The organism is Enorma phocaeensis, from assembly GCF_016901575.1.
GTDB classification, from domain to species: Bacteria; Actinomycetota; Coriobacteriia; order Coriobacteriales; family Coriobacteriaceae; genus Limicola; species Limicola phocaeensis_A.
Genome location: NZ_JACJKQ010000004.1, coordinates 102,393 through 121,133, shown reverse-complemented (window position 1 = coordinate 121,133; position 18,741 = coordinate 102,393). Strand labels below are relative to the sequence as shown.

The window sequence follows — 18,741 nt, the reverse complement described above, 5'->3', positions numbered from 1 at the left end:
ACGTTTTTCGGTATAAAACGTAAACAATTGCATGTTTATATAGGACCCGACAGCCCCTTGGGCCGAAAGGCGTACATCGCAATGCGGGACGCTCTCATCCAAAGCTAAAGGAACCTTTAGACTCCGTTCAGCCGGCCTGAAGGTTGCTCCTCCACACTTATGCATCGTACCGCGAGGCACAGACAGGAGGAGCGCATGTACACACGTGGGGCAATGGAGGCCGAACAGGTCCTGGACCTGAGGGTCGGCGTGCACCAGAGATATCGCCACACCGCTCTGTGTTTTCTCGAGCGCGGGGCCCTTATGCATCCGGCGAAGGTCGCCGTGGTTGACGAGGTCGGCTCGTACACCTACGGGCAGCTGTTCGGCCTTGTCCGGAGCGTAGGGACCGCGTTGGCGAAGGCGAATGTCGCCGGCAGCCCGGTGATCGTGTTTGCGGAGAAGGGCGTGCCGGCGTTGGCGACGATGCTCGGCACGCTTGCCGCGGGCGGGTTCTATGTGCCCGTCGATTCGACGGTGCCGGCGCTTCGCGCGGGCCTCATCGCCGAGGTCCTGGGCGATCCCGTTGTGGTGGCGGACCGCGCGTGCCAGTCGCTTGCGCGCGAGGTCTTTAGCGACCACGACGTGCTTGTCGCCGAGGACCTTCTTGGAGGTCCCATCGACTCCGAGCGCCTCGATGCCATCGCGCGCGAGACGGTAGACACCGATCCCGCCTATGTCTTGTTCACGTCGGGCTCGACGGGTACGCCCAAGGGCGTGGCGGTCAGCCATCGCGCCATCGTCGAGTTCATCTCGACGTTCGTGCGGACCCTGGAGATCTCGTCTACCGAGGTGCTGGGCAACCAGGCGCCCTTCGACTTCGATGTCTCGGTGAAGGATATCTATGGCTCCATGGCCGCCGGCGCCACCTTGGTGGTCCTGCCGCGACGCCTGTTCTCAAGTCCGGCCGAGCTCGTGGACGCTCTCGTCACGCATCGGGTGACGACGCTCATCTGGGCGGTTGCGGCGCTTTGCCTGCTCTCTCGCCTGCATGGCCTTGAGTACGGGCGGCTGCCCCTGCTGCGCACCGTCATGTTCAGCGGCGAGGTCATGCCGTATGAGCATCTGTGCCGCTGGCGGAAGCATCTGCCGCGCGCCCGCTTTGTAAACCTGTACGGGCCCACCGAGGTCACGTGCAACTGTACCTACCATGTGCTCGTCCCCGCCCGTTCCTACGCCGAGGGCATCCCGCTGGGGCGGCCGTTTCCCAACCGGCGCGTGTTGCTGCTCGACGAGCGGGGCGAGCCTGTTGCGGGCGAGGGCGAGACGGGCGAGCTCTATGTCGGCGGCTCGGCGATCGCGCTCGGCTATGTGGGCGACGAGGAGCGTACCCGCAAGGCGTTTGTCCAGCGCCCCGGCGCAGCCATCCTGCCCGAAACGTTCTATCGAACGGGCGACCTTGCCCGCGTGGGGGCGGGCGGCGAGCTCTTTTTTAGCGGCCGCGCGGACAACCAGGTCAAGCATCTGGGGCACCGCGTCGAGCTGGAAGAGATCGATGCCGCCTTCGAGCGCCAGCCCGGGGTAGAGCGGTGCCGCTGCGTCTACGACGCCCGCCGCGAGCGCATCTGTGCCTTCTTTGAAGGCGACGCCGAGGCGTCTCGCCTCCGCGAAGGGGTCGCGCGCTATCTTCCCGCCGCGCTGGTGCCGGGGCGCATCGCACGCGTCGACGCGATGCCGCTCACGAAAAACGGCAAGGTCGACCGCGCCCGCCTGCTTGAGCTTTCATCGCGCCCGCGCCGATCGGCCCGCACGGCGCCATCGGCGACCGGCGGGCCTGCATCCGAAAGGAGCCTCTAATGTATTCATCTGCATTTCGATCCCGTGGGACGGTGACGACCCCGCTTTCAAGCGAGGCCTCCTTCGCGGGGCGCCTCGATGCTGCGGCGGCCTCCATGGGCGAGCCCGGGCGCCCCGTCGCATCGGCGTGCGAGGGGGCTGGTGGCGGCGCGTCGTGGCGAAGGGGGGATGCCCTGCTTGACGATGACGCGCTGCTCGCGCTTGCCGACCGCTTCGGCACCCCGCTCTATATCTTTGACGAGCGGGTGCTGCGCGAGCGCGCCTCCTTCCTGCGCTCGATGCTTCCTCGCGGCACGGGGCTGTGCTATGCCATGAAGGCGAACACGTTCGTGCTGCCGGGGCTCGTCGAGCTGGTCGATCGCGTCGAGGTATGCTCTCCAGGCGAGTATCGCATCTGCCGCGAGGTCTCCGTTCCCAGCGAGAAGCTCGTGGTCTCCGGCGTCCACAAGGACGCCGAGACCGTCGATGCCGCGCTTGTGGACGGCTCGGGGCGGGCGGTGCTCACCATCGAGTCCGCGGCGCAGATGGAGCTCGTCGAGCTCTGCGCCCGCCGCCGCGGCGTGCGCACGCCGGTGCTGCTGCGTCTTACCAGCGGCAACCAGTTTGGTCTCGACGCCGCCTTGGTGCGCGAGCTTGTGGGCCGCTACGGGACGTCCGAGACGATCGACCTGCGCGGCATCCAGTTCTTCTCGGGCACGCAGAAGACCTCGCCGCGCCGCGTGTCTCGAGAGTTGGAAAAGCTCGATCGCTTCCTTGCGTCGCTCGAGGAGGGGTATGGCTGGACGGCGACCGAGCTCGAGTATGGCCCCGGCTTGCCGGTTGCCTATTTCGAAGCCGACTCCTTCGACGAGGCGGCGTATCTTTCCGCCTTTTCCGAGGCGCTCTCCAAGATGGCGTTCGCCGGGAAGGTCACGCTCGAGGTCGGCCGAAGCCTGGTCGCGAGCTGCGGCACCTATCTCACCCGGGTGGTCGACACCAAGACGAACCGTGGCGAGCGCTACGCCATCGTCGACGGAGGCATTCACCAGCTCGTCTACTTTGGCCAGTCGATGGCCATGCACCAGCCCGCCTGCCACCTTCTAGGCGATGCCGCCGGCGGAGAGGCCGAGCCGTGGAGCATCTTCGGGTCGCTCTGCACGGTCAATGACGTGCTGGCCAAGCAGATGCCGCTCGTCGGCATGGGGCAGGGGCGCGTGCTCGCCTTCGCCAACGTGGGCGCCTACTGCATGACGGAGGGCATCTCGCTGTTTCTCAGCCGCGACCTTCCCCGCGTGGTGGTGCTCGATTCCGGTGGCGAGCCGCGCCTGGTGCGCGACGCCTTGCGAACCGACGTGCTCAACACGCCGTCCGTCTGCCCCCGATAACGCTTTCCCCCGCGGAGCGGCTCGTTTTTCAGCCCATGGTTGCCGCTCCGCACACTTCCCCTTCTGGCGCGGGGGCGCATCCGGCATCTCTCCTCCCCGCCGGGGCGCCCTCCCGTCCCATCGCCTTTTCCTGGACGCCGCGGCGGCAGCGTCTGGTATCCCTCAAACGAAAGGATCGCATCATGGACGCCATTCTGGACATTCTCGAAGACCTCAAGTCGGGAGAGGACTACCGCGGTCGCACCGATCTGGTGGATGCGCGCGTGCTCGACTCGCTGACCATCCTTGCGCTCACATCCGAGCTCGAAGACACATTTGACATCTCGATCCCTGCCGTCGAGATCGTGGCGGCAAACTTCAACTCGCTCGAGGCGATCTGGGCCATGGTCCAACGTCTGCGCGACGAGGACTTCTAAGCGCTAGGGAGCGAATCCAGCAATCATGAAATCGTATTTCTCGCTGATGGTGCTGGGGCTGTTCGTGCCCGCCGCGGTGGCGCTCTACCAGCTTGCGCCCCGGCGGGCGCGCCCGTTGGTGCTCCTGGCGGCAAGCTATGCCTTCTTCTGGAGCATCAGCGGCAAGCTCCTGGCATTCCTGCTGTTCTCGACGCTTTCTGTGTGGGCGACGGGGCTCGTGCTCGAAGAGCTCCAGCGGCGCCGGGCCGCCGAGATGCGCGACCCCGACGTCGACCGAAGGGTCGTCAAGCGCCGGTTCGCGCGCTACATGCGCGCCGCGGTCGCGGCGTGCGTGGTCGCCAACCTCGGAGTGCTCGCCGCCCTGAAATACCTTGCCTTTTTTGAGGCCGTCGCGGCACCGCTCCTGGCGCCGCTCGGCATCGAGGTCCCTCAGGGCGGCCTGAGGCTGGGCGTGCCCATCGGCATCTCGTTCTATACGCTTTCGGCGGTATCGTATGTGGTCGATGTCTATCGCAAGACCTCGCCCGCCGACCACAACCCCGTGCGCCTCGCGCTGTTTTTGGCGTTCTTCCCCCAGATCATGGAGGGTCCGATCGCGCGCTACAACGAGACGGCGTGCTCGCTGTGGTCGGGCAGGCCCGTCACGGCCGAGAACCTCTTCGGGGGGACGGCGCGCGCGCTTTGGGGCCTCGCCAAGAAGCTCATCGTCGCAGACCGCGTCAACGTGTTTGTGAAGACGGTCTTCGACGGGAGCGCATCGGTCGATGGCGGCGTGGTCGCGCTGGCGGCGGTGCTCTACACCATACAGCTCTATTGCGACTTTTCCGGCACCATGGACTTTGCCGTGGGCGTGGGGCGCATCTTTGGCACGCGCCTTCCCGAGAACTTTCGCCAGCCCTTCGCCTCGCGCACGGCTTCTGAGTTTTGGCAGCGCTGGCATGTGACGCTCGGCGCATGGTTTCGCGACTACGTGTTTTATCCCGTGTCGCTCTCCAAGCCGATAAAGCGCCTCACGAACGGGTCGAGGCATCTTCTGGGCAATCGCATGGGGCCGCTGGCGGCAAGCGGCGTGGCGCTTGCATGCGTGTGGTTTGGAAACGGCCTGTGGCACGGGGCAGGCGGGCAGTACCTGCTCTTTGGCGCGTACTACTTCGTGCTCATATGGCTCGGCGGCCTGATGGCGCCGCTGGCCGAGCGGCTCTGCCCGAGGCTCGGCATCGACCACGACGGGGCGGCGTGGCACGCCTGGCAGCGGGGGAGGACCCTCGTCGTGATCTTTATCGGCGAGCTGATCTTCCGCGCATCGAGCGCTCCGGAGGCGCTCGGGCTGCTAGGGACCCTTGCCAGCGGCTTCTCGCTTGCCTCCTTTGCGGATGGCACGGTGTTTTCGATGGGGATGGACGCGGCGGACTTCGGCGTGGTCGCCTGTGCCGTGGCGGTCCTCGCGGCCGTGGGGCGCCTGCGCGAGCGCGGGGCGCATCCGGTTCGGCGCGCGTGGGAGCTTCCCGTCCCCGTACGCGCGGCGGCGATGGTCGCGCTCGCCTTCGTCATCGTGATCTTCGGCGCTTACGGCGGCTCCTATGTTCCCGTCGACCCCATGTACGCCCAGTTCTAGCGGCGGGCGGGCTCGCCGGCCTTTTGCCCTGAGGCGCCCTGCCGCCGGGCGGGTCTGCCGCGGCAAGGGCCCCTTGCTGCCGGGGACGCCCCTGTCCGCCCTTCCGGCGCGCGGAGGCCATGCATGGCGGCACCCGTCACATGGCGGCCGCGTCTGCCGTGCCGCATCTGCTGCCGCACATCTCACAAGAAAGGAGACCCCTCATGATGCGTGTCGCCCGTGGCGCCCGCCGCGTGCTGGGCGCGCTTGCCATAGCGGCCGCGGTGATCGCGCTTCTTGCCCTATCGTCCCGCGTGGTCATGCCAAAGAACAACCAGACCGAGTTCGGTCAGATAAACGCCGCGGCAAACGGCGTCATGGGCGAGCCTGCGGACACCATCGACGTGCTGTTCCTCGGTGACAGCGAGGCGTTCAGCTCGTTTTCGCCCCTGCAGCTCTGGGGCGAGCAGGGCATCACGTCATACGTGTGCGCGACGAGTGCTCAGCGGCTGTATTACACGACATCCCTGCTCGCCCGCGCGCTCGAGAACCAGGGCCCCCGCGTGGTGGTGCTCGAGACAAACTGCATCTTCTCGCCCATGTCTGTCGGAGACGCGGCCATGCGGGCGCTTTCCGACCTGTTTCCCGTTTTCGAGTACCACAACCGCTGGAAGAGCCTCACCGTCGACGACTTCGTGGGCCCCGTGCGCGCCACGTGGGCCGATGACCTCAAGGGATTTCGACTTGACCACGCCACCCAGGTGAAGCCGGCAGATGCCACGACCTACATGCAGGAAACTGACGATGTCCAGAGGTTGTCTCGCTTCAACTGGCTGTACCTGCAAGAGATCAAGCGCATGTGCGACGCCGCCGGCGCCCGCCTCGTCTTGGTGAGCACGCCGAGCACGGTGAACTGGAACATGGCGCGTCATCGCGGCATGGCGCAGGCGGCCTCGGAGCTTATGGTCGATTATTACGACCTCAATGTGGGGGACACGAAGGTAGAGATCGACTGGTCGAGCGAGACCTACGACGCCGGAGACCACCTGAACCTCTCCGGGGCGCAGAAGGTGACGAGCGCCGTGGGAAAGATCCTCCGCGGCTCCTACGACATCGCCGATCACCGGCAGGACGCCGCTTACGATGGGTGGAACGACGCCTATGCACGCTACCGGCAGCGCCTGTCCCAGCTGGGGGCGGCGACGTCTTGAGTCGCCCGGGAGGCGGAGATGCACCCCCGCGGCCTCGCACGCCGACGCCTGGAGAGCCCAGGTCCCACAGCCCGATCTTGAGTGGCTATAAAATGACTATTTAGATATAATAGTCATTAATTGAACGGCAACAAAAGAATCGAGGGGCGTTTATGGCAGAGACATCTACGGCGGCGGAGGCGCAGGACCCGGCTCTGGCGCCGAAACGTCGGGGCCGGGGGCTCGTGCTCGCCGTCATCTTGTGCATGACCTTCATGGAGATCCTCGACGGTACCATCGTCAATGTGGCGATGCCGTCCATGCAGGTCGAGCTCGGCGTCGACATGGCGCAGATCCAGTGGGTCGCGAGCATCTACAGCGTGGTCACCTGCGCCGCCCTGCTCGTGTTTGGGCGCTTGGGCGACATGTTTGGCAAGGTGCGCATCTTCCAGATCGGCGTGGCGCTCTTTACGGTGGGCTCTACGCTGTGCGCGCTGTCGGGAACGCTCGAGATGCTCGTGGTGTCGCGCGCCGTCCAGTCGCTCGGCGGGGCGGCGTCGCTTGCCAACAACCAGGGCATCATCACCGAGACCTTTCCCGATAGCCGCGGCCGCGCGCTCGGCCTGGTCGCCACCTTCACGGCCTTGGGCGCCATGTGCGGGCCCACGCTCGGCGGCCTCATCGTCTCGGTGCTCCCGTGGGAGTTCATCTTCATCATCAACATCCCCATCGGCATCGTTTCGCTGCTCGTCGGCATCAAGGTGCTCGAGAATCGCCCGCCCCGGCATCGCCCGGCGTTCGACGCCCTGGGCGCGGTGCTGCTGGTCCCGTCGATCCTTTTGATATTCGCCTCCATCACCTTGCTCGAGAGCGGCGTCGATGCGAGCAAGCTCATCATGCTCGCCGTGGGAGCGGCCCTGCTCGTGGCCTTCGTGGTGGTGGAAAACCATGCCACGTCCCCGCTCGTGACGCTCGGCGTCTTTCGCGACGTGCGCTTCGTGATCGACCTCGTCAACATGTCGCTCGTCTTTTTGGCGATGTCGGCGTTCACGTTCATCTTCCCGTATTACCTGCAAGAGGCGCGCGGCATCAGCGCGGGCGTGTCGGGCCTCATCATGGCGTGCTACCCGCTGGTGAACTCCATCTGCGGCCCCATCTCGGGCGCGGTCTCCGACAAGGTGGGGTGTGAGAGGCCCACGCTCGTGGGGCAGACCATCTACACCTGCGGCCTCACCATCCTGGGCTTTCTTGCGGTCGACACCCCGCTGTTCATGGTGATTCCCTGCATGATGTTCACCTCGCTCGGCAGCTCCATCTTCCAGGCGCCCAACAACTCGCTCATCATGGGGCATGCCCCCGAGGGCTCGCTCGGCTTCGTGGGGTCGCTGGGCAACCTCATGCGCTACCTCGGACAGTCTCTGGGCATCACCATCGGCTCCGCCCTGCTCTACGGCGGCATGTCGAGCTCCATCGGGTATCCCGTGACGAGCTACGTCGAGGGCAGGCCGGACGTCTTCATGGACGGCATGCACGTCGCTTTTCACGTTCTTGCCCTGATCGTGGGCGCAAGCGTCGTGCTCGCGCTGGTACGTGAATGGCTCAACTACCGTGAGCGCAGGCAGTCAGCGGGCGGCGCCCGCTCTGCGCGGGCGCGCTAGGAGCCCCCATGCCGGCCATCTTCTCTCAACAAAGCAAAGACGAGCTCTACCGAGGCATGATCGAGGCTGGCTGGAGGCAGCTGGTCTCGGGTGGCGTGCGGTCGCTGCGCGTCGAGCAGGTCGCCCAGGCGGTGGGCATTGCCAAGGGGACCTTCTATAGCTTCTTTCCCTCGAAGGGCGACTTCATCTACGCCATGCTTATGGAGAACCGCCAGCACGCGGTCGATGAGCTCGAGGACGAACGCGTCGCCGCGGGCGGCAGGCTCGGCCGCGACGGAATGCGCGCCTGGTTTCAGCGCACATGGCGGTCGCAGCGCAACATCTTCCGCATCGCGGACGAGAAGGAGTATGCCTACCTGGTGCGCAGCTTTCCGCAGGAACGCAGCTTCGACCCCGCCACCGACGACCGCCTCGTGCGATGGATCGTGGGCGAGGTGGCCGACGTCTCGCCCAACGTGGACGAGCACGCGGTGGAAAACCTGCAGATGTCGCTCGCCTTCACCTTGCTCTATCGGCGCTTTTTGCATCCCGACGCCCTCGAGCGCACCGTCGACGCGCTCATCGAGGCGACGCTCGATGAGCTGTTCTAGCCCGGCAAGCCCCTGGGCAGACGTCTCTGCTCGATGGCGCGCGAGGCCCCTTCCTGCAGGTTGGTTGTCCAGAGAAAGGGGCCTGTGGCGCGCCGCGGCGGGCGCCCGGCAGGGCGGGCGGCACGCTTCTAGTGGGAGGTCGACGTCACGGCCCCGTGCCGAACCTCCCAGGTGCGCTGCGTGCATGCCGAGAGAAACGCGCGGTCGTGGCTGACGAGCACGAGCGCCCCGGGGTAGCTGGAAAGCGCCCGCTCGAGCGCCTCGACCGAGTGCAGGTCCAAGTGGTTGGTGGGCTCGTCCATCACGATGAGGACCGGCCGCGAGAGCATGCCGACGGCGAGCATGAGCTTGCGCAGCTCTCCGGGGCTGGTGCGCTCTCCCTCGAGGATGCGGTCCGGATTTGAGTTCAGCTGGGCTACCGTCGAGAGCACCTGTCCCCGCTCTGCCGAGGAAAGCGCCTGCACGCTCTTGATGACCTGCCGTCGCCGGTCGGGATCGAGCTCTTGGGGGATGTCGAGTACCGGAAGGTCGGCTGCGATGAGCGTGCGCAGGTGGGCGAGCAGGGTCGACTTGCCCGCCCCGTTGGGGCCGACGACGCCGATATGGTCGGTGTTGCCCACGTAGAGCTCGGGGATGCTCAGCGTGCCCGAGCCGCACGGGATGGTTGCCATGGGTATGTGGAGGACCGTCTTGCGAGGGCTCGGCTCGGCGTCCATCCACAGGTCGCCGTCATACCGCTTGTGCACAAACGCCGCCTCGACGCGGGCCTGGGCTGCCGCGATGTGGGTGTCCATCTGGGCCGAGAGCCTGCCGCGGGCACCGTCTTGGCCGGTGAAGATCGCTAGATCGATTTTTGCGCGCGCGGATTTGTCCTTGGGATCGAGGCGGCGCTTGCTGCGGCGCGCGTCGGCACGTGCCGCCTCGTGCGCCCGTCGGTCCTTTTCGGCGGCGAGCCTTGCCAGCTCGCCCTTTGCCGCCGAGCGCTCGCGCAGGGTGCTTGCGCGCTCGAGCTCTGCCTGGGCGTGTGCCGCCGAATAGCCGCCTGGTCGCACCACGAGTCCCTCCGGCTCAAAGGACACGCAGCGGCCGGCAAGCGCGTCGAGGAGCTCGCGGTCATGGCTTACGAGGATCCCGATGCCGCGAAAGCGGCCGAGCGCCTCCACGAGCTGTCCTCGGGCATCGACGTCAAGGTGGTTGGTGGGCTCGTCGGCCACAAGCACGTCAGGGCGCTGCCACAGGGCGACGGCGATCTGCAGCTTCTTTCGCTCGCCGAAGGACAGCTCGTCAAAGCGCCAGGGCATGTCGTCTTCGATGCGAAAGACGCGCCTCAGCTCCCGGGCGTCGCGTCCATAGTCTGCGGCGAAGTCATAGAGCCCCTCGGGCGGCTCGTCGGCCTCCTGCGCGCACATCACGCAGAAGAGGCCTTGGGTGACGGCCCCGCGGTCGGGCGCGATAAGTCCGCAGGCGATGCGGGCAAGCGTGGTCTTGCCGCAGCCGTTGTCGCCCAAGAGGCCTGTCCAGCCCTGGGGGAAGGTTATGGATACGTTTGACAGAATGGGTTCTGGCGAGGAGGGGTAGGCGTATGTGACGCCGGAAAGTGCGAGCTGCATAAGACATCTCTCCCTTGCTGGCTGCATGCTCGCACAGGCGACGCGCGGGGCGATGCCCCGTCCATGCAGACGATGACGGTACAAACGATGATGTCTAGCGGATGCGCACCTGCTCCCAGCCCTTCATCCGAACCGATGGCGCCGCCACACGCGCTGCCGGACCCCATGTCCGACTCGGTCGGCGCACCCAGTGTAGCGCACGGCGCGCGCTCGGAGCAAGGCCCGCTCGCAGGCGCGGCTCATGCGGCCGGCACGCGGCCGTGCCGGCCGCGGCCCGCCATGGCCCGCCGCCTGGCTAGCGATATCGGCGTGCCACGGCGAGGGTCTCGCCCAGATAGCCCTCTCCAAAGAGCACGCAGTGGAGCAGCAGCGGCGCAAGCTGGTGCACCCCGACGCGCTCGCGCCATCCGTCGGCGAGCGGGGAGGCGCCGTCGTATCCCGCGAGGACGTCTTCCAGGTAGGGGTAGCCAAACAGCTGCAGCATCGCGAGGTCGGTCTCGGCATGGCCCCCGTAGGCCATGGGGTCGATGAGGGCGCCTCCCGTGGGGGCGCCCCGGTCGGCGAGGTAGAGGACGTTTCCCGCCCAGAGGTCGCCGTGCAGGCGGGCGCAGGGAACGTGGGAGGCGGCGACAAGGGCGGGCTGCGGCGCATCGAAGTCGCCGCGTGCCACGCGCGCCGCGACCTGTTCGAGCAGATGCGTCTCATGCGCGCCAAATAGGCCGTCGTCGCGAAGGAACCGGACATAGTACATGATGCGGTGCTCTGCAAAGAAGGCTCCCCAGCTTGAGGCGGCGTGCTCGCGGCGGACGTAGGGCGTCGCCGCCCGCCCGACACCTGTCGCGTCGGGGCAGGCGGGCGGAGGGCATCCAAACCAGTCGGCGCCCGCGGCATGGGTCCGGGCAAGCGAGGCGCCGATGCGCCGTGCGGCGGCACGAGAGGGCGGGCCGGTGGCGATGCGCTCCTCGACGAGCTTGGTGGGGGAGGAGTCGATCACGCCGGCGACGTGCATCCCTCCAGACGGTTCCGCCTCGGCGAGCCAGCGAAGCCCCGCGGCCTCGCACAGCAGCTCGTCGGTTGCGTTCGCTGCGGTCTTTGTCACACAGGTGGGCGCGAAGCTGGGCACGTGTCCTCCTATCATTGAGCCGCCGCGCCGGGGCCGTCGCACTGGGGATCCGGATGCCGGACGCTTTGGTGCAATGCGGGATCTGGCGGGCAGGGATGCCGGCATGTCCATGCTGGCACCGCTTCCTGCAGGCGTCAACCAGGCCCACGCCCATCCGCTCGGCTTGCGCACCGCTGGGCCGACGTTCGAACGGGGAAACTTGGCGGGGGGTCTCCGGCGCGGAGCCGAGACCGCCCGTGCCGGCGCCTCTCATCGCGGCGAGGGGCCGCTCGTGCAAGCAATTAAAAAATCGATTCGCTTTTCCGACATTTTAAAGGCTCCCCTCGAGTAGACCGAAAAACCGCAACGCATCTAGCTGCTGTTTTGTATAGCGAAAAGAGCTGTCTACTCGCTGATGCGGCCCAAAAATGTCGGAAAAGCGAATCGATTTTTTCTAAAGGTGGCATTTGCCGTGTCGAGCGGCTTTCAAACCGGTCTCCGCGGCAATCCTTACCGTTTTGTAATCCCGCTGTAAGGCAAATCGATGGCACGTCGCGTCGGGTCGAACGAGAATGGCGTCAGGAGAGGGGCGATGCCCGGGCGATGCCTGCCGGGCCGCCCATGGTAGGGGGCGGGCGACGACGAGGCGGTCGCCCACACGATCAAGGAGGTGCGGCCATGGAGCTGCTCAAGCGGTTTTTGGGAAGCTATAGCGAGAACTTCGCGGCGGCGCTTGCCCTATGGCCGGTGGCATCGTTCATGCTCACGCTGCCGATTCTCGCCTATCTGTACCACCGCGACGGGCGTCTCAAGTTTGTCTCGGTGGCATCGACCTATCTTGCCGTGCTCTATGTGATGGGCCTGGGGTGCTTCACCCTGTATCCGCTGCCGAGCGGAAGCTCGGGCCTGGGCATCACGCGCGGCATCCCGTGGCAGCTGAACCCGCTTGCCTTTGTGGGAGACATCGCGCGGGAGGGCATCTCGGCGGTGCCGCAGATCGTGTTCAATGTGGTGCTGTTCGTGCCGCTCGGCTTCATCGCGGGAAGGCTTGTGCGCCTGGGCTTTTGGAAGACGGTGGCGTTGGGCTTTGCCGTCTCCTTTCTCATCGAGGCGGCGCAGGGTACGGGCCTGTTCGGCATCTATCCCTTTTCGTATCGCACCGCCGACGTCGACGACCTCATCTACAACACCTTGGGCGCCTGCGTGGGCTGGTGGATGACCTCGATGCTCGCCCGGGTGCTGCCTCCGGGTGCCTTGGCGCAAGAGGGGGAGGTCACGCACGCGCCTGGGTTCATCCGCCGCTGCGTGGCATTTTGGCTGGACATGTTGCTGGTCGGTCTTGTCATCATGGTGCTCAGCACGGCGATATTCTACTTGCTGAGCAACACCCCGGGAGGCGATCGCCTCATGGCGGCCCCCTGGCTCATGGGCATCGCGGTGGTCACGTTCGGCGTCGTTGAGGGCGTCGTCCCATGGTTTCACGGCGGCTCGACCCCGGGCGGCGGGTTTGTCCGCATGTCCTGTGAGACGCGCGAGCGCACGGGCGCTCGCCGCGCGGCATTCTATGCCGCTCGCCTGGCGATCATGGGATGCTCGTGCCTCTTCTTCCCCATGGCATGGCCGCTGCTTGCCCTGTTCTACCTGGTCGCACGCCGCATGCCGTACGACTTCATCTAGGTGGCGCTCGGCCTTGCTGTGCTGCGTCCGGCTTCCCGGGCCCCTCGTGTGCGCCGAGGTCGCGTGGGGAGCCCCTGGCACGCGTCATGTGTTCGCGATGCTTGTCCTGGCGCAGCGCACCTTGCAAACGTGCCCGTGCGAATCTGCCCCACGACCGCTTACCGATAAAAACGACCGCTCGCGTTGGCTTTACTGCTCGCTGTTTGGTTTCGTGGCGGCGGGGCATAACAGCAGTGCACAGAAAAAGTCGCCCAGGACAGAAAGCGACAGGTAGCGAAGGGAGGCGAGTCCAATGGGCACAGAGGATGTAGCAGCTTTTGGGCCCGCTCTCCACGACACCGAGGTCCTTTAGCACGTGGGGGCGAGCGAACTCGCCCAAAGCTTTCCGGAGCTGGTTCGGTAAGAGCCGTTGAGGTGCGCGAGCGGGCCAAAAGCTCGACAATAGAATCGCAGGTCATATACGAGGTAGATGAAAGGGCGATTCCAAAGTACAGAGAGTGGGGCGGAGCGTAAGGCTCCGCCCTTTTTTGCGCCTGCAGGCACAGGCGGGGAGCCGCATGGGCGCTGATACAATGTGCGGTGCCGACATGGCATACTGCTAGACCAAGGTGCCCGCGCGCAGCCCTGCCGGGGTGCCCAGGCCAACCTTATGTCATGGATTGCGGACGCCGTGCGCATATGGCGCGAATCGACGGGAGGAGCGTGCGATGGGGAAGGACGAAGGCGTGTGGCCGATGGCGGCGGTCGTGGCGGACCCTGCTGCCCCGACAGATGTCGCCGGGCGCGCCGAGGCGCTCGCCACCCGTCTGGACGTGCCCCTTGTTGCGGAGGCGCCCGACGGGCAGGTGCTTTCGCTTCGCTGCGACGCGGACGGGGTGACGCTCGTGGGCGGAGGGCTCGAGCTTAGAGCCGACTTCGCCGACATGCTGCCGCGCCTGACGCCCGGGAACCTCTCGCGCGAGCTTCTTGTTCGGGCGGCACGTCTGAAGGGGCTTCCTGCGGGATACGCGCCGCGTGCAGTCGACGCGACCGCTGGCCTGGGGGCGGATTCGCTGCTTTTGGCGGCATCGGGTTTTGAGGTGGAGCTGTTCGAGAGCGACACGGTGATCGCCGCCTTGCTCGAAGACGCGTTGCGAAGGGCGCGGGAGCATCCCAAGCTGGCGGACATCGTATCTCGCATGCATCTGCATCCATGTGACAGCATCGCGGCGCTGCCCCATTTGCCCGCATCTCCCGATGTGGTGTATCTGGACCCCATGTTCCCCGAGCGTCGCAAGAGCGCGGCGGTCAAAAAGAAGTTTCAGCTGCTCCATCGGCTGGAACGGCCCTGCGGAAACCAAGAGGAGCTGTTGCGGGCCGCCCTCGCCGCGCATCCGCGCAAGGTGGTGGTCAAGCGTCCCGTGAAGGGGCCGGACCTTGCGGGCGTGAAGCCGAGCCACACGATGGCAGGCAAGGCGGTTCGCTACGACTGCATCGTGCCGCCGCGCCCCTAGCCCATGATGCCGCGCGCTATCGCGAAGATGACCCAGAGCACGGGCGTCGCCGCGCAAAGCACCAGGCCGGCGATGGAGCTCACGAAGCCGATCGTGCAGGGAAGGTCTTTGCGGTAGTCCCGTTTTCTGGCGCGTCGCGACTGCACGATGCCGACAATGCCCACCACGACGCCCGCCAGCTGCACGGGGACGATGGGGACAAACGAGATGATGATGGCGACGACGCCGAGTGCGATGGACGCGTACTCCATGGGAACCTCCCAAACCATGCTGCCCCGGCGCCCCACGGCGGCGGGCGGATGTTTCTATGATAGCGGTCGACAGGGGCTTCGCCCCCTTCTTGCGCCTTATTGCGGGGAAGGGGTGCGCGAGGTTCCATGGTCCACGTCAAGTGCTGCGGCGTCGCATCCGGCCCGGTGCGCGGGGCGCGTCGGGATGCCCGTGTCCGCAATCGGCTGCCTTCTCGGTGGAATCGGGTGCGCGGGGCGCGTCGGGATGCCTGCCTGCGCGATGCCGTGCCGGCAAGGGCGAAGGTCGCCGCCCCTCAAGGCAGCAAGTTGATGGAGTCTCGTGGCGGGGAGCTCTTCCGCCCCCGCCCGGTACGACTTGCCGCTACAATACCACCGGTCAAATCATGTATCATCGCCGCTCTATCGGTCGTCCCGCGGACGCGCGTCGTCCGGCGACATGGCGGCGGGGGAGGAAATCCATGCCAAGCATTGCCGACGAGATCGCATCGCGCCGCACGTTCGCCATCATCTCGCATCCTGACGCGGGCAAGACCACGCTTACCGAGAAGCTGCTGCTCTATACCGGCAGCATCCAGACGGCCGGCTCGGTCAAGGGCAAAAGCAGCTCCAAGCATGCGGTTTCCGACTGGATGGATATCGAGAAGCAGCGCGGCATCTCGGTGACGTCGTCGGTGCTGCAGTTCACCTATAACGGCTGCTGCATCAACATCTTGGACACCCCTGGCCACCAGGACTTCTCCGAGGACACCTACCGCACGCTCATGGCCGCCGACGCGGCGGTCATGGTGATCGACGGCGCAAAGGGCGTCGAGGCCCAGACCGTGAAGCTCTTTCGCGTGTGCGCCTTGCGCGGCATCCCCATCTTCACCTTTGTGAACAAGCTCGACCACGAGATCCGCGACCCCTTCGACCTCATTGAAGAGATCGAGAACGTGCTGGTCATCTCCACATATCCCATGAACTGGCCCATCGGCTGCGGGCAGAACTTCCGCGGCGTCTTCGACCGCGCGAGCCGCCACGTGCTCGCCTTCGAGGGCGACGGCCGTGCAAACGCCACCAAAAAGGTCGGAGAGATCGAGGCGTCCCTTGGCGACGCCGCGCTCGACGAGCTCATCGGCGAGGAAAACCATCGCGCCCTCATGGACGACATCGAGCTGCTGGACGGCGCCGCCGACGAGTTTGACCTCGATGCCGTGCGCTTGGGCAAGCTCTCGCCGGTGTTCTTCGGCTCGGCGCTCACCAACTTTGGCGTGGAGCCGTTCTTAAAGGACTTCCTCCGCCTGGCGCCTGCGCCCTCCCCGCACATCGACGCGGTCAGCGGCGACGAGGTGGACCCCACGGCAGACGACTTCTCTGGCTTCGTGTTCAAGATCCAGGCCAACATGGACAAGAACCATCGCGACCGCATCGCCTTCCTGCGCATCTGCTCGGGCAAATTCGAGCGCGGCATGGAGGCGTTCCACGTCCAGGGCGACCGTAAGCTCAAGCTTGCCACGGGCACCGCGATGATGGCGGACGATCGCGCGATCGTCGACGAGGCGTACGCGGGCGATATCGTGGGGCTCTTCGATCCGGGCATCTTCTCCATCGGCGACACGCTGTGCACCGGAAAGCGCCATGTGCGGTTTGCCGGCATCCCCACCTTCGCTCCGGAGCACTTCGCGCGCATCAGCCAGGTCGACACCCTCAAGCGCAAGCAGTTCGTGAAGGGCATGGAGGAGCTCGCCCAAGAGGGAGCCGTCCAGATTTTCCGCGAGATCGGCGCCGGAATGGAGAGCGTCATCGTGGGCGTGGTGGGCGTGCTCCAGTTCGAGGTGCTCGAGCAGCGCCTGAAGAGCGAGTACCGCGTCGAGGTGCGCCGCCAGCCGCTCGCGTATTCCGACATCCGCTGGATTGCAAACGATCCCGAAGAGCTCGATGTCCAGAAGCTCAACCTTACGCGTGACACGTTGCGTGTCGAGGACATGCGCGGCAACAAGCTGCTGCTGTTTACAAGCCCGTGGAACATCGACTGGGCGACAGAGCATAACCCGGCGCTGCGCCTCTCGGAGTTCGGCAACGTGACGTTCTAGGCGTTCGTCTGCGGCGCATGGTAGAATCTGGGTCTCGGGAGGGTCGATCGGAGGAGGCCGTGGCGATGACGGAGGGTGCTGGCTCGACGTGGGGCGCAAAGCTTGCATGGGTGTGGGGCGGCGAGCTTGTCTCGGTGCTCACGAGCTCCATTCTGCAGATGGGGTTCATCTGGCACATCACCATGACCACGGGGTCGGCGGGCATGCTTTCCCTGGCGTCGCTCATGGGCTTCTTGCCGCTTGCGCTGCTGGGCCCCTTTGCGGGAACCCTGGTCGATCGGCTCTCGGTAAAGCGGGTGCTCATCGGGGCGGACCTCTTTATCGCTGCGGTGAGCGCTGCGGTTGCGATGGTCTCGCTCGCCGGGGCGCTTCCGGCAGAGGTGGTCATCGTGGCGCTGTTTTTCCGTGCGATCGGCAGCGCCCTGCACACTCCCGCCTTCCAGACCCTGACCCCGCTCGTGGCGCCTCCGGAGCATCTGACGCGGCTTGCGGGGATCTCGCAGGCGGTGCAGTCGGGCGGCTACATTTTGGGAACGGCGGTCGCGGCGGTGATCTACCCGCTGTGGGGCCTCACGACGATGATCGCGCTCGACGTGGCCGGAGCGCTGGCGGCAACCGTTGCCATTCTGGCGGCTCGGCTCGACCTGTCCCGTCTCAGCGCACCGGCGGGCGGCTCGACCGCGCCGCACGGGTCGGGAGAGGCCGCTTCAGCATCTGGGTCGGGAGAGGCCATGTCTGCGCCTGAACAGGTCGCCGCCTCTGTTGCATCCGGGCCGGCTGCCGTCCCTTCTGCGCCCGAGCGAGCCGCCTCTCCTTCGGTGCCCGAGCGAGCCGCCGCCACTTCTGTGTCTGAGCCGTCCGCCGCCGTAGACGAGGGCTCCTTGTTCCGCGGCGCGTTCGTCCAGGTCCGCGCCATCATGGCGGAGACCCTCGACGGCTATCGAGTGCTGCGCGGCTATCGCGGCCTCTTCGCCCTGCTCTGGTGCGGATTTGCCTTCACACTCGTCTTCTCGCCCATCTCGGCACTGTTTCCGCTCATGAGCCTCGATCATTTTGACGGCACCACCTCCGATGCCGCCTTGGCAGAGATTGTCTTTTCCGTTGGCATGATCGCCGGCAGCGCGCTACTTGCCACGACGGGCGGATTTAAGAATCGCGCGCTCACGGTGGTGGCGGCGACAGCGCTCTACGGCGTCGCGACCTTTATCGCCGGGACGCTCGCGCCCGACGGCTTCCCCCTGTTTCTGGCGATGAGCTTTCTGATGGGCGTGAGCTCTCCCTTCTATTCGGGTCCGCAGACCGCCCTCATGCAGGAGAAGGTGCCGCCCGAGTATCTCGGCCGCGTGTTTGGCCTGTATGGAAGTATCATGTCGTGGGCCATGCCGGCGGGCCTTGCCGTCTCATCGGTCTTTGCCGATGTGGTCGGAGCGCCCGTGTGGTTTGCCGGCGCCGGCGCCGCGATGGCGGTGCTTGCGGTGGTGACCTGGCTTATCCCCAGCATCCGACATATCGAGGACTAGGCTCGGGGCTGCTTGGGGACGGGAGCTGGCGCCGACGGGCTGCACGACTGGCGATCGATGCGTTCAACAGCCGGTGACCCCAGCGGTCGATGCGTGACCCAGTTGTCAGCGCGCCGCACAGCGTCCGGTACGCGACCAACAATCGATGCGCAGCTCAACAGCCGGCATGTCGCCCAACGGTCCGGCGCGCGCCCAGCAAGCGACTGCCGCCCGGCAGCCCGCGCGCTGGCTGTTCTTTTATCAGCCGGGCGGTCCTTGCCCTCGTATGGGATCAAAACATGCAATTATTTACGTTTTAAGCCGAAAAACGTAAAAACTTGCATGTTATTCTTGGCTCCGGCCGCGTTCTGCTGGCTGGCGCTGCGGCG

At 66.0% G+C, this 18,741-nt stretch carries 14 protein-coding genes; 11 read left to right on the top strand and 3 right to left on the bottom strand.

Annotated features, from left to right (window positions below; all coding sequences use genetic code 11):
* Nucleotides 1-195 precede the first annotated feature (195 nt).
* From H6A15_RS04585 to H6A15_RS04555, 7 genes are all read left to right on the top strand, one after another.
* Nucleotides 196-1,836 carry an amino acid adenylation domain-containing protein gene (locus tag H6A15_RS04585; RefSeq protein ID WP_204672581.1) on the top strand — a complete coding sequence of 547 codons (1,641 nt, stop codon included), beginning with the start codon at nt 196-198 and terminating at the stop codon, nt 1,834-1,836.
* On the top strand, nt 1,836-3,200 hold the full coding sequence (locus tag H6A15_RS04580; RefSeq protein WP_204672580.1) for a diaminopimelate decarboxylase family protein: 1,365 nt from the start codon (nt 1,836-1,838) through the stop codon (nt 3,198-3,200). Before H6A15_RS04585 ends, H6A15_RS04580 begins: the two co-directional genes overlap by 1 nt.
* Nucleotides 3,201-3,382: 182 nt before the next feature.
* Nucleotides 3,383-3,616, top strand: coding sequence for a phosphopantetheine-binding protein (locus H6A15_RS04575; RefSeq protein ID WP_204672579.1), 234 nt, complete (start codon nt 3,383-3,385; stop codon nt 3,614-3,616).
* 25 nt (nt 3,617-3,641) lie between these two features.
* Nucleotides 3,642-5,231, top strand: coding sequence for an MBOAT family O-acyltransferase (locus H6A15_RS04570; RefSeq protein WP_204672578.1), 1,590 nt, complete (start codon nt 3,642-3,644; stop codon nt 5,229-5,231).
* Nucleotides 5,232-5,434: 203 nt separating this feature from the next.
* On the top strand, nt 5,435-6,421 hold the full coding sequence (locus H6A15_RS04565) for a hypothetical protein (RefSeq protein ID WP_204672577.1): 987 nt from the start codon (nt 5,435-5,437) through the stop codon (nt 6,419-6,421).
* A gap of 152 nt (nt 6,422-6,573) precedes the next feature.
* Nucleotides 6,574-8,058 carry an MFS transporter gene (locus H6A15_RS04560; protein WP_204672576.1) on the top strand — a complete coding sequence of 495 codons (1,485 nt, stop codon included), beginning with the start codon at nt 6,574-6,576 and terminating at the stop codon, nt 8,056-8,058.
* An 8-nt stretch (nt 8,059-8,066) separates the two neighbouring features.
* Nucleotides 8,067-8,648, top strand: a complete 582-nt coding sequence (locus H6A15_RS04555; RefSeq protein WP_204672575.1) for a TetR/AcrR family transcriptional regulator — start codon at nt 8,067-8,069, stop codon at nt 8,646-8,648.
* 128 nt (nt 8,649-8,776) lie between these two features.
* On the opposite strand, the gene H6A15_RS04550 is transcribed toward H6A15_RS04555, so the two are convergent.
* The gene (locus H6A15_RS04550; RefSeq protein ID WP_204672574.1) at nt 8,777-10,258 is read right to left on the bottom strand and encodes an ATP-binding cassette domain-containing protein; all 1,482 of its coding nucleotides are present in this window, start codon (nt 10,256-10,258) and stop codon (nt 8,777-8,779) included.
* A 295-nt stretch (nt 10,259-10,553) separates the two neighbouring features.
* Nucleotides 10,554-11,357, bottom strand: coding sequence for a fructosamine kinase family protein (locus H6A15_RS04545; RefSeq protein WP_204672573.1), 804 nt, complete (start codon nt 11,355-11,357; stop codon nt 10,554-10,556).
* A gap of 681 nt (nt 11,358-12,038) precedes the next feature.
* Between H6A15_RS04545 and H6A15_RS04540 the strand changes: the two genes are divergently transcribed.
* Nucleotides 12,039-13,037, top strand: coding sequence for a VanZ family protein (locus H6A15_RS04540; protein ID WP_204672572.1), 999 nt, complete (start codon nt 12,039-12,041; stop codon nt 13,035-13,037).
* 707 nt (nt 13,038-13,744) lie between these two features.
* Nucleotides 13,745-14,530 carry a class I SAM-dependent methyltransferase gene (locus H6A15_RS04535; protein WP_239462343.1) on the top strand — a complete coding sequence of 262 codons (786 nt, stop codon included), beginning with the start codon at nt 13,745-13,747 and terminating at the stop codon, nt 14,528-14,530.
* On the opposite strand, the gene H6A15_RS04530 is transcribed toward H6A15_RS04535, so the two are convergent.
* A complete protein-coding gene (locus H6A15_RS04530; protein WP_204672571.1) occupies nt 14,527-14,781 on the bottom strand; it encodes a hypothetical protein in 255 nt (84 codons plus the stop codon). The genes H6A15_RS04535 and H6A15_RS04530 overlap by 4 nt on opposite strands.
* Nucleotides 14,782-15,239: 458 nt before the next feature.
* Here H6A15_RS04530 and H6A15_RS04525 point away from each other — a divergent pair, with 458 nt between their 5' ends.
* Both H6A15_RS04525 and H6A15_RS04520 read left to right on the top strand, forming a co-directional pair.
* On the top strand, nt 15,240-16,853 hold the full coding sequence (locus tag H6A15_RS04525) for a peptide chain release factor 3 (RefSeq protein ID WP_204672570.1): 1,614 nt from the start codon (nt 15,240-15,242) through the stop codon (nt 16,851-16,853).
* Nucleotides 16,854-16,918: 65 nt separating this feature from the next.
* Entirely contained in the window at nt 16,919-18,373 is a 1,455-nt protein-coding gene (locus H6A15_RS04520; RefSeq protein ID WP_204672569.1) for an MFS transporter, read from the top strand.
* Nucleotides 18,374-18,741 lie beyond the last annotated feature (368 nt).